The organism is Pseudomonas sp. FSL W7-0098 (assembly GCF_005930585.1).
GTDB classification, from domain to species: domain Bacteria; phylum Pseudomonadota; class Gammaproteobacteria; order Pseudomonadales; family Pseudomonadaceae; genus Aquipseudomonas; species Aquipseudomonas bubulae.
This window is the reverse complement of record NZ_RXHW01000005.1, coordinates 99,693-112,990: the sequence shown is the minus strand read 5'-3', so window position 1 is coordinate 112,990 and position 13,298 is coordinate 99,693. Positions and strand designations below refer to the sequence as shown.

General features: G+C 58.6%; 11 protein-coding genes. 8 read left to right on the top strand and 3 right to left on the bottom strand.

From position 1 onward, the window contains the following. Positions 1-4: 4 nt before the first annotated feature. A complete protein-coding gene (locus tag FHL07_RS10855) occupies positions 5-1,435 on the bottom strand; it encodes a M48 family metalloprotease (RefSeq protein ID WP_095001724.1) in 1,431 nt (476 codons plus the stop codon). A gap of 120 nt (positions 1,436-1,555) precedes the next feature. On the opposite strand from FHL07_RS10855, the gene FHL07_RS10850 reads away from it, so the two are divergent. Further along, entirely contained in the window at positions 1,556-1,795 is a 240-nt protein-coding gene (locus FHL07_RS10850; RefSeq protein ID WP_095001723.1) for a sulfurtransferase TusA family protein, read from the top strand. An 87-nt stretch (positions 1,796-1,882) separates the two neighbouring features. Further along, positions 1,883-2,953, top strand: a complete 1,071-nt coding sequence (locus tag FHL07_RS10845; RefSeq protein ID WP_095001722.1) for an AI-2E family transporter — start codon at positions 1,883-1,885, stop codon at positions 2,951-2,953. A 69-nt stretch (positions 2,954-3,022) separates the two neighbouring features. On the opposite strand, the gene acnB is transcribed toward FHL07_RS10845, so the two are convergent. Beyond that, on the bottom strand, positions 3,023-5,623 hold the full coding sequence (gene acnB, locus FHL07_RS10840; RefSeq protein ID WP_095001721.1) for a bifunctional aconitate hydratase 2/2-methylisocitrate dehydratase: 2,601 nt from the start codon (positions 5,621-5,623) through the stop codon (positions 3,023-3,025). 406 nt (positions 5,624-6,029) lie between these two features. Here acnB and FHL07_RS10835 point away from each other — a divergent pair, with 406 nt between their 5' ends. Then, positions 6,030-6,500, top strand: coding sequence for a DUF1289 domain-containing protein (locus FHL07_RS10835; protein ID WP_095001720.1), 471 nt, complete (start codon positions 6,030-6,032; stop codon positions 6,498-6,500). Positions 6,501-6,504: 4 nt separating this feature from the next. On the opposite strand, the gene FHL07_RS10830 is transcribed toward FHL07_RS10835, so the two are convergent. Beyond that, complete coding sequence (locus FHL07_RS10830; protein ID WP_138738460.1) at positions 6,505-7,368, bottom strand: universal stress protein; 864 nt, start codon at positions 7,366-7,368, stop codon at positions 6,505-6,507. 220 nt (positions 7,369-7,588) lie between these two features. On the opposite strand from FHL07_RS10830, the gene miaE reads away from it, so the two are divergent. The 5 genes from miaE (at position 7,589) to FHL07_RS10805 (ending at position 13,212) form a co-directional block, all read left to right on the top strand. Beyond that, positions 7,589-8,197: a tRNA-(ms[2]io[6]A)-hydroxylase gene (gene miaE, locus FHL07_RS10825; RefSeq protein WP_138738459.1), complete on the top strand. Its 609-nt coding sequence runs from the start codon at positions 7,589-7,591 to the stop codon at positions 8,195-8,197. 261 nt (positions 8,198-8,458) lie between these two features. Then, the gene (locus FHL07_RS10820) at positions 8,459-8,932 is read left to right on the top strand and encodes a MarR family winged helix-turn-helix transcriptional regulator (RefSeq protein ID WP_095020911.1); all 474 of its coding nucleotides are present in this window, start codon (positions 8,459-8,461) and stop codon (positions 8,930-8,932) included. Beyond that, positions 8,929-10,404 (top strand): efflux transporter outer membrane subunit, encoded by a 1,476-nt coding sequence (locus tag FHL07_RS10815; protein ID WP_095020910.1) that lies wholly within the window; start codon positions 8,929-8,931, stop codon positions 10,402-10,404. The genes FHL07_RS10820 and FHL07_RS10815 overlap by 4 nt, the downstream gene beginning before the upstream one ends. Positions 10,405-10,413: 9 nt before the next feature. Then, positions 10,414-11,619, top strand: coding sequence for an efflux RND transporter periplasmic adaptor subunit (locus tag FHL07_RS10810; RefSeq protein ID WP_095019325.1), 1,206 nt, complete (start codon positions 10,414-10,416; stop codon positions 11,617-11,619). A gap of 63 nt (positions 11,620-11,682) precedes the next feature. Continuing rightward, entirely contained in the window at positions 11,683-13,212 is a 1,530-nt protein-coding gene (locus FHL07_RS10805; protein ID WP_138738458.1) for a DHA2 family efflux MFS transporter permease subunit, read from the top strand. The last annotated feature ends 86 nt before the right edge of the window (positions 13,213-13,298 follow it).

Genomic DNA, 13,298 nt, shown 5'->3' with positions numbered 1-13,298 from the left:
AGGCTCAGTTCATCATTTCCTTGAGCGCCCGTTCCTGATCCATCAACTCCCGCTTGCGAGCATCCAGGCGTGCCGACAGCTGAAAGTTGTTGGTCAGCTTCTGGGCGAAATCCAGCTGCTGGATGGCCTGGCGGTAATCCCCCACCAATGCGAAGTACTCCGCACGGGCCTGGTGCAGGCCGATGATATTGCCTGACAAACCTCGGGTCTCGGCAACCGAATACCAGACATCCGGGTCGTCGGGGCGGCTCTTGAGCAGCGCCTCAAGGGCCTTGTCGGCTTCCTTGGGATTATTCTGCTTGAGCAGCAAATCAACCCGGGCCTGATTGAGCGGGTAATTGCCCGGGTACAGGGTGCGCATCCGGTCGATACGTTGCTGGGCTTCGCTCAGGCGGTTGCTGTCCATGTCCAGCTCGATCTGTGCCAGGTTATAGGTGATGTCGTTGGGCGCCTTTTCCAGCAGTGGCTTGAGGGTCTCGCGGGCTTCGTTGAACTGGCTGCCTTTTATATAGGCAATCGCCAGGCCATAACGGGCTACGTTATTTTTCGGGTTTTCATCCAGTTGCTGGCGAAAGCGTTTGGCCGCCAGCCCCGGGGTTTCTTCGTAATTGAGTTGCACCCGGGCGCGGATCAACTGATAGCGCAGGCTGTCTTCAGTGCCGCCTGGCCGGGCCTGTTCCGCGCGGTTGCGGGTATCGGCGATACGCGACTCGGTGACCGGGTGAGTCAGCAAAAATTCCGGCGGCCTGCCATCAAAACGGTACTGGCGCATCAGGCGCTCAAACATGGTGGGCATGGAGCGCGGGTCGTAACCGGCTTTCTCCAGGTTAAGAATGCCTATGCGGTCAGCTTCCTGCTCATTCTGGCGCGAGAAGCGTCGCTGCTCTTGCAGGGCCGCAGCCTGGGTGCCGGCAATCGCAGCGATGCCGGCATCTCCTGCGCCAGAGGCTGCAACGATGATCCCGGCGAGCAGCGCTGCCATCATCGGCAGTTGCATGCGCTGCTGGGCTTCCACGCCACGGGCAAAGTGGCGTTGGGACAAGTGGGCCAGTTCGTGGGCCATTACCGAGGCATATTCACCTTCGGTCTGGGCATTGAGGAACAGACCGCCGTTAACCCCGATGATGCCGCCGGGTGCGGCGAAGGCGTTGAGCTGCGGGCTGTTGATCAGGATGAATTCCAGGCGGCGGTCCTGCACCTGGCTGGTTTCGACCAGTTTGTAGACACTGGTCTCGACGTAGTCCTTGAGCTGCGGGTCGTTGAGTTGTGACACCTGGCCGCGCAACATGCCCAGCCAGGCGCGGCCCAGTTGGTACTCTTGCTGTGGCGAGACAATGGACGAACTGGCGTCACCCAGAGACGGTAAATCGTCGGCGAAACTCGGTGATGCGAGCAGGCAAGCGAGCGTCAACAGGGTAGGGCGCAGAAAAGTCATGCACAAGGCTCTGGTCGGTAAAGCGCTTACTGTAGCTGGACACTTGGCTGGCGACCAGTGGCGGGGTTGCTTGGGGTATTCTAGCCCGCATAAAAAAAGCCCTCTGTGGAGACGTATGCAATGACTGATGTGCTGGCCCATGATGCCGAACTGGATGCTGCCGGGCTCAATTGCCCGCTGCCACTGCTCAAGGCCAAGATGGCGCTTAACAAAATGGGCAGTGGCCAGACCCTCAAGGTGATTGCCACCGATGCCGGCTCACAACGGGACATTCGTACCTTCGCGCGCCTGGCAGGCCATGAATTGCTGCGTGAAGAAGTAGATGCTGGCACTTATCGCTACTGGTTACGCAAGGCCTGAGCCTTGCTTGACCTCGCTGTGGGAGCGAGCCTGCTCGCGAATGAATCGCTGCCGCAGAAGCGCTGCACTTTCTTTTAAGGAATATCGATGTTCAAGGTTTTACGTGGTTGGGTGCAGCGCTATTTCTCTGATGAAGAAGCGGTGGTGCTGGCGGTGTTGCTGGTGTTGGCTTTCACCGCCGTACTGACATTGGGCGGCATGCTGGCGCCGGTGCTGGCGGGCATGGTGCTGGCGTATTTGATGCAGGGCCTGGTGGTTGCACTGGAACGCATGCGGATGCCGGCCGCGGCGGCAGTCGGGCTGGTGTTTGCGCTGTTTATGGGGCTGTTGCTGGTGTTTCTGGTGGTGGTAGTGCCTTTGCTCTGGCATCAGTTGATCACCCTGTTCAACGAGCTGCCGGGCATGCTTGCCAAGTGGCAATCGTTGTTGCTGTTGCTGCCTGAGCGCTACCCTCACCTCGTGTCGGATGAGCAGGTGTTACAGGCCATCGAAGTTGCACGGGGTGAAATCGGCAAGTTCGGGCAACTGGCACTGACCTTTTCGCTGTCCAGTTTGCCGCTGCTGGTCAACATCATGATTTATCTGGTGCTGGTGCCGATCCTGGTGTTTTTCTTCCTCAAGGACCGCGCGGTGATTGGCCGTTGGGTGCGGGGTTATTTGCCCCGTGAACGGGCATTGATTACCCGCGTGGCCGAAGAAATGAACCGCCAGATTGCCAATTACATTCGCGGCAAGGTGATCGAGATCATCATTTGTGGCGGCGTGACCTATATCGCCTTTGTCACCATGGGCCTCAACTATGCGGCCTTGCTGGCGCTGCTAGTGGGGGTTTCGGTAGTGGTGCCCTATGTCGGGGCGGTGGTGGTGACGGTGCCGGTGCTGCTGATTGCGCTGTTCCAGTGGGGCTGGAGCGATCAGTTTATCTACCTGATGGCGGTCTACGGGATCATTCAGACCCTGGACGGCAATGTGCTGGTACCGCTGCTGTTCTCCGAGGCGGTGAGCCTGCACCCGGTGGCGATCATTTGTGCGGTGCTGTTGTTTGGCGGTTTATGGGGGTTCTGGGGGATATTCTTTGCGATCCCGCTGGCGACCTTGTTCAAGGCCGTGCTCGATGCTTGGCCGCGAGAGCAGCAAGTCGTGTCACCGCTGCTGTAAATCACTGAACGCCAGACATGAAAAAGCCCCGGCTCGTAAGAGTCGGGGCTTTTTCGTTACTGCCTCAGCTTACGCTTGAATAACCGGGATATTGGCATTGGCTGCCGCTTCACGGAATTCGGCGATCTGATCAAAGCTCAGGTAGCGGTACACGTCCGCAGCCATGGTGTTGATCTCTGCCGCGTAGGCCATGTATTCCTCAACGGAAGGCAGGCGACCCAGGATCGAGGCAACCGACGCCAACTCGGCCGAAGCCAGGTAAACGTTCGCGCCGTCACCCAGACGGTTCGGGAAGTTACGGGTCGAAGTCGACACAACAGTCGAGTTCGGCTCTACACGTGCCTGGTTACCCATGCACAGCGAGCAGCCCGGCATTTCCATGCGCGCGCCAGCTTTGCCGTAAATACCGTAGTAGCCTTCTTCGGTCAGTTGGTGAGCGTCCATCTTGGTCGGCGGCGACAGCCACAGACGGGTTGGCAGCTGGCCTTTGACCTTGTCCAGCAACTTGCCCGCAGCGCGGAAGTGGCCGATGTTGGTCATGCACGAACCGATAAACACTTCGTCGATTTTCTCGCCAGCAACGCTGGACAGCAGACGGGCGTCATCCGGGTCGTTTGGCGCGCAGAGCACAGGCTCTTTGATGTCAGCCAGATCGATTTCGATAATGTGCGCGTATTCGGCGTCAGCATCGGCTTCCATCAGCTCAGGGTTGGCTACCCAGGCTTCCATCGCTTGAGCACGACGCTCGAGGGTACGTGCGTCGCCGTAACCTTCACCGATCATCCAGCGCAGCAGGGTGATGTTGGAATTCAGGTATTCGGTGATCGACTCTTTGGACAACTTGATGGTGCAACCGGCGGCCGAACGTTCTGCCGAAGCGTCGGACAGTTCGAAGGCTTGCTCGATGCTCAGGTTGTCCAGACCTTCGATTTCCAGGATACGACCCGAGAATTCGTTGATCTTGCCTTTCTTCTCTACCGTCAGCAGGCCTTTCTGGATAGCGACGTAAGGAATGGCGTGAACCAGGTCACGCAGGGTGATGCCCGGTTGCATTTCGCCCTTGAAGCGAACCAGAACCGATTCCGGCATATCCAATGGCATTACGCCAGTAGCTGCGGCGAACGCCACCAGACCCGAACCGGCCGGGAACGAAATGCCCATCGGGAAACGGGTGTGCGAGTCACCACCGGTACCGACGGTATCCGGCAGCAGCATGCGGTTCAGCCAGCTGTGGATGATGCCGTCGCCCGGACGCAGGGAAACACCGCCGCGGGTCATGATGAAGTCAGGCAGGGTGTGGTGGGTGGTCACGTCGATCGGCTTTGGATAAGCCGCGGTGTGGCAGAACGACTGCATCACCAGATCAGCGGAGAAGCCCAGGCACGCCAGGTCCTTCAGTTCGTCACGGGTCATAGGACCGGTGGTGTCCTGAGAACCTACGGTGGTCATCTTCGGTTCGCAGTAAGTGCCTGGACGAACGCCAGTCACGCCGCAAGCCTTGCCGACCATTTTCTGCGCCAGGGTGAAACCCTTGGTGCTTTCAACCGGTGCTTCAGGCTTCTTGAACAGGTCGGTAGGGCCCAGACCCAGCTCGGCGCGAGCCTTCTCGGTGAGGCCGCGGCCGATGATCAGCGGAATACGGCCGCCAGCGCGTACTTCGTCCAACAGAACCGGGGTTTTCAGTTCGAAAGTGGTGATAACTTCGTCAGTACCGTGCTTGCAGACTTTGCCTGCGTGCGGGTACAGGTCGATCACGTCGCCCATGTTGATGTTGGAAACATCAAATTCGATTGGCAGTGCGCCAGCATCTTCCATGGTGTTGTAGAAGATCGGAGCGATTTTGCTGCCGAAGCAGAAACCGCCGGCACGCTTGTTCGGTACATAAGGAACGTCGTCGCCGAAGAACCACAGTACGGAGTTGGTTGCCGACTTGCGCGACGAACCGGTACCGACTACGTCACCGACGTAAGCGATAGGGAAGCCCTGGCCGCGCATTTCTTCGATTTGCTTCATCGGGCCGATGGAGCCTTGCACGTCCGGCACGATACCGTCACGGGCCATTTTCAGCATGGCCAGGGCGTGCAGCGGGATGTCAGGGCGCGACCAGGCGTCCGGTGCCGGCGACAGGTCGTCGGTGTTGGTTTCGCCGGTTACCTTGAACACGCGCAGGCTGATTTTGTCAGCCAGGGTAGGGCGGTTCTTGAACCACTCGCCGTCAGCCCAGGACTGCACCACGGCTTTGGCGTGGGCATTGCCGTTCTTGGCTTTTTCTGCAACGTCGTGGAAGGCGTCAAACATCAGCAGGGTGTGCTTGAGTTGCTCGGCGGCAACCGGAGCCAGCTCCGCGTCGTCCAGCAGGTCAACCAGGGTCACGATGTTGTAGCCGCCCTGCATGGTGCCAAGCAGTTCAACAGCGCGTTTTTTGCTGATCAGCGGAGAGGTCGCTTCGCCTTTGGCAATCGCGGCCAGGAAGCCGGCTTTTACGTAAGCAGCTTCGTCAACACCCGGCGGAATGCGGTTGGTGATCAGGTCTACGAGGAATTCTTCTTCGCCGGCAGGCGGGTTTTTCAGCAGCTCAACCAGGCCTGCGGTTTGTTCGGCGTTAAGCGGCTGGGGAACGATACCCAGTGCTGCGCGCTCTTCGATATGTTTGCGGTAGGCTTCAAGCACAGTTATTACCCTCATCATTGGTCCCAAATGGGTGTCCGGGACGCTCATCCAGGAATGCCGAGCACTCATGCGCTGCGCGGCTTTATGAGCCGCTTGGCCAGAGTTTCAAGGATTCCCAACAGAAGCTGTTTTCAAAGTTTTACGCCTTCCGAACGGGGGAGATGATGAATGTCGGTGGGGGTATCTGCAGTGCAAACACCCCTCACCAACACCGTTCTTCGGGATCAACTGTGCTCGTGACGCTTTGAAAACAGCTTCTAACGGACATTGGCGCCTTAAAAGGCAGGCCGATTCTACGGTAAAAACTTGTTAAAGGTAAGTTAGGCCCTGAAGGTTGAGGGGTGATCTGCGTTAGACAAAGGGCTAACATGGCCACCTGTTTCGTTCTGCAGTGCTCTATTTCGCCATGTCCAATCAAACCATCAAGACCCCCTGCATAGGCCTTTGCTCAACGGTTTACGGCGACCTTGTGTGCCGTGGTTGCAAGCGTTTCCATCATGAAGTGATCAACTGGAACGGTTACAACGAGGAAGAAAAGCGTGCCGTGTGGCGTCGGCTCGAGCAGTTGTTGGTGCAGGTGATGGCCGGCAAGGTCGAAGTGTTCGACCGGGCCACGCTGCGTGACCAGCTGGTGGCGCGCAAAATCCGCTTTGTGCCTGCCCAGTCCGAGTATTGCTGGGCCTACCAGCTGATTGCCCGCGGGGCGCGGGTGATCAACCAGCTGGAGCTGTACGGCATGGTGCTGTTGCCGGAGTTTCGCGGCTGGCCGCTGACCGATCTGCGCGATGCCATTGATCGGGAATTTTTCCTCCTGTCCGAAGCGCATTATCAGCGCTATATCGCCCCGGGCTTTCTGAAGGATGCGTTTGGCGAGTAAGCGCTCAGAGCTTGCTCGCCAGTTGCTCCAGATGCTCGACGATGTCATCGGGCTTGAGCACCAGAATGTCGCTTTCCAGCTTGTCGATCACCACTTCGGCGGTATTGCCGATCAGGGCCCCGGAAAAGCCGGTACGGGCGACGGTGCCCATCACAGTGACCACGGCGTCCAGGTTTTTGGCTACCCGCGGAATGATCACGTCCGCCGGGCCTTCTTCAATATGCAGGCGGCTGTCGTCAATTTCGCATTGTTGCTGGAAGACTTTACATTCTGCGCGGTAGGTCTGTTCCAGCTCGGTATCCAGCGGGTAGACCGCGTCGACTGTTGCGAGCATTGGCGCCGGGTGGGCGCTGACCACATGCAGTTCGGCATGGGCCATGCTGGCGATGCGAAAGCCGTGGTCGACAATGCTGGTATGCAGGGCCATATGCTCCGGGTCGTTATTGCCCACGTCGACGGCTGCCAGTATCACGCCGTGCTCCCAGCTCTGTGCTGTTTTGGCCAGCAGCACCGGGCTAGGGCAATAGCGCAGCAGTTTCCAGTCCTCAGGGGTCAGCAGGACTTTTTTTAGCGGGTTGTCGGGCACATGCTGTTTGATCACCAGCCCGCAGTTGTGCGGCTGCTGCACTTTGATAATGGTGGCGTGCTGGCTTTCGTGCCAGGCCTGCTCGCTGCTCACACTGTAGGCTTCGCTTTTGAGGCTGCTTTCAAGCACGCTCAGCAGGGCTGAGTGGTCATTTTTTTTATCGCAGATCAATAGATGCAGATGCGCCTTGGTGTGACTGGCAATGTGCTTGGCCCGCTTGAGTGCGAGGCTTTCCATCAGGTGAGGCTCGATGACGACCAACAGGCTGTTAATGCTGTGCATGACCGGTGACTCCACATGTAATAGAAAAGGCGTGCATTCACTATAGTTGGTCGGCAGTTGAACCTGCGTTGATGCATATCAAGTTGTGTCGTTGGTGCTGCGCGCCGGGGCCCGTATAATCACCGGCTCGCCTCAATTCAGTCTTTGTGAGTCCCATGTCAGCAATTGTTCAAATCACTGCCGGTCTGCCGTGCAATTCCCAATGCCTGGGAGTGTGCGCGTGAATCTTCCTGAAATTCATGAGTTCCTGGGTTGCCGAACGCCTGACGGCTGGATTGCAGCGGCACTGGCTGATCAGGAAACCCTGCTGATCGATCACAAAAACTGCGAGTTCAAGGCCGCCAGCACGGCGCTGAGCCTGATCGCCAAATATCACTCCCATGTTGACCTGATCAATATGATGTCGCGTCTGGCTCGTGAAGAGCTGGTGCACCACGAGCAAGTCATGCGTCTGATGAAAAAGCGCAAGATCGAGCTGCGCCAGCTATCGGCCGGGCGCTATGCCTCGGCGCTGCGCAAGGTGGTGCGCAACCATGAGCCGGTCAAGCTGGTGGATACCCTGGTGGTGGGGGCGTTTATCGAGGCCCGCAGCTGCGAGCGTTTCGAGGCGCTGGTGCCGCATCTGGACGAAGAGCTCGGCAAGTTCTACTTCGGTCTGCTCAAGAGCGAGGCCCGACATTTCCAGGGTTATCTGAAGCTGGCCTACCAGTACGGCGACGCCAAGGATATCGGCCAGGTGATCGAGCGGGTGAGGGCGGCGGAGCAGGAGCTGATTGAATCGCCGGATGTTGAATTCCGCTTTCATAGTGGTGTGCCGGCAGTTTCTTGAGTCTTCTGTAGATCTACTGTGGGAGCGGGCTTGCTCGCGATGCAGACGCTGCGGTCTGTCATGCAGGCAGGGCGATGCCCTCGCGAGCAAGCCCGCTCCCACAACAATCCCGCCATCATCTAGATAGTTGCTCTCTTAGGCACCGGTTTGCGTGCCCGCTGAAAAACCAGATAGATAGCCACCTAATAATCGGCTTGACATTAGCTGCCTAGACAGTAATATTTGGAAACATTACTGCCTAGGCAGCTTCCTGGTGCCCTGATGAAGCATTTTCACCCCGATAACTTTCAAAACTGCACCCTGGGTTTGCTCCTGGGGCGCACGGCCATGCTCAAGGACAAGATCATTGACCGCCATATGGAGCCTTACGGCATCACGGCGGCGCAGTTCAAGGTGCTGATCATCATGGCCCAGTTCGACGTCGACACTCCGGCTGAGCTTTGCCGCCATCTGTGCCTGGACAGCGGCTCGATGACGCGCATGCTCGATCGTCTTGAGCAGAAAAACCTGCTGGTGCGCCAGCGTTCCGAGGCTGACCGTCGCCAGGTGCGGCTGGTACTGAGCGAAGACGGCAAGGCCCTGGCAGGCCTTCTGCCGAAGGTCGGTGCCGATGCGATGAACCAGCTGGCCGGCGCCATCAGCCCGCAAGAACTGCAAAGCCTGGAACAGATCCTCAAGAAAATACTGTTGGCAGCGGGTGATCCCATCACTGTCATGCGTTTAGGTGAAAAATGAGCCACAAGACACTGCGTACAGGCCTTAGCCTGGTTTTTACGTCGATGCTGCTGGCCGGTTGTGCCAGCTACAGCGGGCTGAACACCGAGGGCGTGAGCCAGGACGGGAAAAACCTGGAAGCGGCCAGGACCCTTGCAGGCATTACCGTCAGCCCGGCGGCATGGCCTGAAAAGGACTGGTGGAAGCGCCTGGGCGACACTCAGCTGGATGGCTTGATCGAACAAGCGTTGCGCGACAGCCCTGATATGCAAATAGCGAGTGCCCGCGCCCATCAAGCAACGGCTGCAGCCGGGGCTGCAGATGCCGCACGCATGCCGACCCTGGATGCCGAGGCCGATGTTTCGCGTTCGCGCCTGTCGCGTTCCCAGGATCCGACCGGCCAGGGTGGCCGTTACGACACGCTACGCAACGCCAGCCTGACATTTAATTACACCTTCGATCTATGGGGCGGCCAGCGTGCGGCCTGGGAAGCGGCGTTGGGCCAGGCCCGCGCTGCCGAAGTCGACACTCAGGCCGCGAGCCTGACCCTGGCTGCCGATGTAGCGCGGGGGTATAGCAGCCTGGGACATGCCTTTATCGTGCGCGACCTGGCCAGGGATGACCTGGAACGCACCGGTAAAATGCTGGACCTGAGCAAGCGCCGCCTGCAAGCCGGTATCGACAGCCATTACCAGTACCAGCAAACCGAAAGCCTTGAGGCCAGCTCCCAGGAGCAGTTGATCAATGCTGAAAAACAACTCAAAAGTGCACGCATCGCGCTGGCGGTGTTGTTGGGCAAGGGGCCGGACCGCGGGATGGATATCGCTCGCCCGAAAACCCTCGCCCCGGGCGCCGTGGCGTTACCGAGCAGCTTGCCAGCTGAACTGCTGGGGCGTCGCCCCGATCTGGTGGCTGCGCGCTGGCGGGTAGAGGCGGCGAGCAAGAATATTGCCGCCGCCCGGACGCGTTTTTATCCCAATCTCAATTTGAGTGCAGCGGCGGGAACCCAGTCGTTGCTGGGTGATGCGCTGTTCGGTTCTGCCAGTCGCTTCCTCAATATTGCCCCGGCGATTTCTCTGCCGATCTTTGATGGCGGGCGTTTGCGTGCCGGGCTGGACGCAGAGGACGCCAATTACGATCTGGCGGTGGCGCAATACAACAAGATCCTGGTCGGCGCCCTGGGCGATGTCAGTGACACCCTGGCGCAGTTAAGTGCCGTGGGCCAGCAGATAAGCGCCCAGCAACGGGCCACCCAGATCGCTCAGGAGTCGTTCGATACCGTCTTGCAGCGCTACGGCTCGGGTGTCGGCAACTACCTCGACGTGCTCAGCATCGAGCAGCAATTGTTGCAGGCGCAGCGCCAGCTGGCGGGCCTGAATGCCGAGCAGATCGACCTTTCGATTCAACTGATGCAAGCCCTGGGCGGCGGACTTGAGCCCGGCAATCCGGCTGCGGCCGCTCCCGCTGAAGCCCTCGCTGGCAGAATAATTTAGGTACCCGTCATGGCCACTGTGCAAACACCGAATGAAACGCAACAACCCCAGGACGCTGCCAGCCAGCGCAAACGCAAGCTCTGGCTGAGCGGCCTGGCAATTTTGGTCATCCTGCTCGGGCTGGGTGTCTGGGCCTGGGAAGAGCTCTATGGTCGCTGGAATGAAAGCACCGACGATGCCTATGTAAATGGCAACGTGGTTGAAATCACCCCGTTGGTCACCGGTACGGTGGTGAGTATCGGCGCCGATGATGGCGATCTGGTGCATGAAGGGCAGGTGCTGATTGACTTCGATCCGAGCGATGCCCAGGTCGGCCTGCAGAGCGCTGAAGCCAATCTGGCCCGTACCGTGCGCCAGGTACGCGGCCTGTTCAGTGATGTGAAGGGCATGAAAGCCCAGGTGGCTGCGCAGAAAGTTGAAGTGCAGAAAAACCAGGACAACTACAGCCGCCGTAAAAGCCTGGCAGCAGGCGGGGCGATCTCTCAGGAAGAGTTGTCCCATGCCCGGGATGATCTGTCTTCGGCGCAAAGCGCCTTGCGCAATGCCGAGCAAAAACTCGACACCACCCTGGCGCTGGTCGATAACACCACGGTGGCCAACCACCCGGATGTGAAGGCTGCAGCGGCGCAACTGCGCCAGGCGTACCTGGCCAATGCCCGTTCCACCCTGATTGCGCCGGTCACCGGTTATGTGGCCAAGCGCACCGTGCAGCTGGGCCAGCGGGTTCAGCCGGGCACGGCGTTGATGGCGGTCATTCCACTTAACCAGCTGTGGATCGATGCCAACTTCAAGGAAACCCAGTTGCACAAGATGCGTATCGGGCAGGCGGTGGATATTGAGTCTGATATCTACGGCAGCGGCGTGAAATACAGCGGCACCATCGACAGTATCGGTGCCGGTACCGGCAGTGCATTTGCTCTGTTGCCCGCGCAAAATGCCACGGGCAACTGGATCAAGATTGTCCAGCGTGTGCCGGTGCGTATTCATATCAATGCCGATGAGCTGGCCGAGCACCCGTTGCGGGTCGGCTTGTCGACGACTGTGGATGTCAACCTGCGTGACCAAAGTGGTCCGGTTCTGGCTCAGCAACCGCCGCAAAAAGCTTCATTCTCCACCACGGTGTATGCGCAGCAATTGGTCGATGCCGAAGCCCTGATTACGCGTTTGATTGACAGCAACAGCGCTGGCACTGGCGACATGGCCGCCCAACGCTGATTCGCCAATCCATGAGCCCCGCCGCAAGGGTGGGGCTGCATCCCCGGTTTTAAAGGATTTGCGATGAGTACAAACGCGTCATTTTCCCCTCCCAGCCTGGTAATGGCCACGATCGGCCTGTCGCTGGCGACCTTTATGCAGGTGCTGGACACCACCATCGCCAACGTCGCCTTGCCCACCATCTCCGGTAATCTTGGAGTGAGTTCGGAGCAGGGTACCTGGGTAATTACGTCATTTGCGGTCAGTAACGCGATTGCCTTGCCGTTAACCGGCTGGCTCAGCCGGCGGTTTGGTGAGGTTAAGTTGTTTCTGTGGGCCACGATGCTGTTCGTTCTGGCCTCGTTTTTGTGCGGTATTTCCACCTCGATGCCAGAGCTGGTCGGGTTTCGCGTGCTCCAGGGGCTGGTGGCCGGGCCGCTTTATCCCATGACCCAGACTTTGCTGATTGCGGTGTATCCCCCGGCAAAACGGGGGATGGCATTGGCATTGCTGGCAATGGTCACGGTGGTTGCACCGATTGCCGGGCCTATTTTGGGCGGCTGGATCACCGACAGTTACAGTTGGCCGTGGATCTTCTTTATCAATATCCCGATCGGTATTTTTGCCGTGATGGTGGTTCGCCAGCAACTCAAGGCGCGCCCGGTGGTGATTACCCGTCAACCGATGGATTACGTGGGGCTAATCACCTTGATCATCGGTGTGGGTGCGTTGCAGATCGTGCTCGACAAGGGCAATGATCTGGACTGGTTCGAGTCCAGTTTCATTCTCTCGGGCACGGCGTTATCGGTAGTGGCACTGGCGGCCTTTATCATTTGGGAAATGACAGACAAGCATCCGATCGTCAACTTGCGCCTGTTTGCTCACCGTAACTTCCGGATTGGCACCATTGTGCTGGTGTTGGGTTATGCCGGGTTCTTTGGTATCAACCTGATTTTGCCGCAATGGCTGCAGACGCAGATGGGCTATACCGCTACCTGGGCCGGTCTGGCGGTGGCACCGATCGGGATCTTGCCGGTTTTGATGTCGCCCTTTGTGGGCAAGTACGCGAATAAATTCGACTTGCGCCTGTTGGCCGGGCTGGCCTTTTTGGCTATTGGCCTGAGCTGCTTTATGCGTGCCGAGTTCACCAATGAGGTGGATTTCCAGCATATCGCGATGGTGCAGCTGTTTATGGGGATTGGCGTGGCCCTGTTCTTTATGCCGACCTTGACCATTTTGATGTCGGATTTGCCGTCGCATCAGATTGCTGATGGCGCTGGGCTAGCGACCTTCCTGCGTACACTGGGCGGCAGCTTTGCGGCGTCCTTGACCACCTGGATCTGGATTCGCCGGGCGGATCAGCATCATGCCTACTTGAGCGAAAGCATCAGCGCCTATGACCCTGTGACCCGGCATGCGCTCGAAAGCCTGGGGGGCGCCAGCACGCCCGCCTATGCACAGATGGACAAGATTCTGACCAGTCAGGCCTATATGTTCTCCACCGTGGATTACTTCACCATGATGGGTTGGCTGTTTATGGGCTTGATTCTGCTGGTGTGGCTGGCGAAACCACCGTTTATAGCCAAGGCGGGGCCGGCGACCAGCGGGCATTAGAGGTAGAGGGGCTGGAGCCCTGCAAGTCCCTTGTGGGAGCGAGCCTGCTCGCGAAAGTCGGCATGCGGTTTATCTGTGATGTTGTG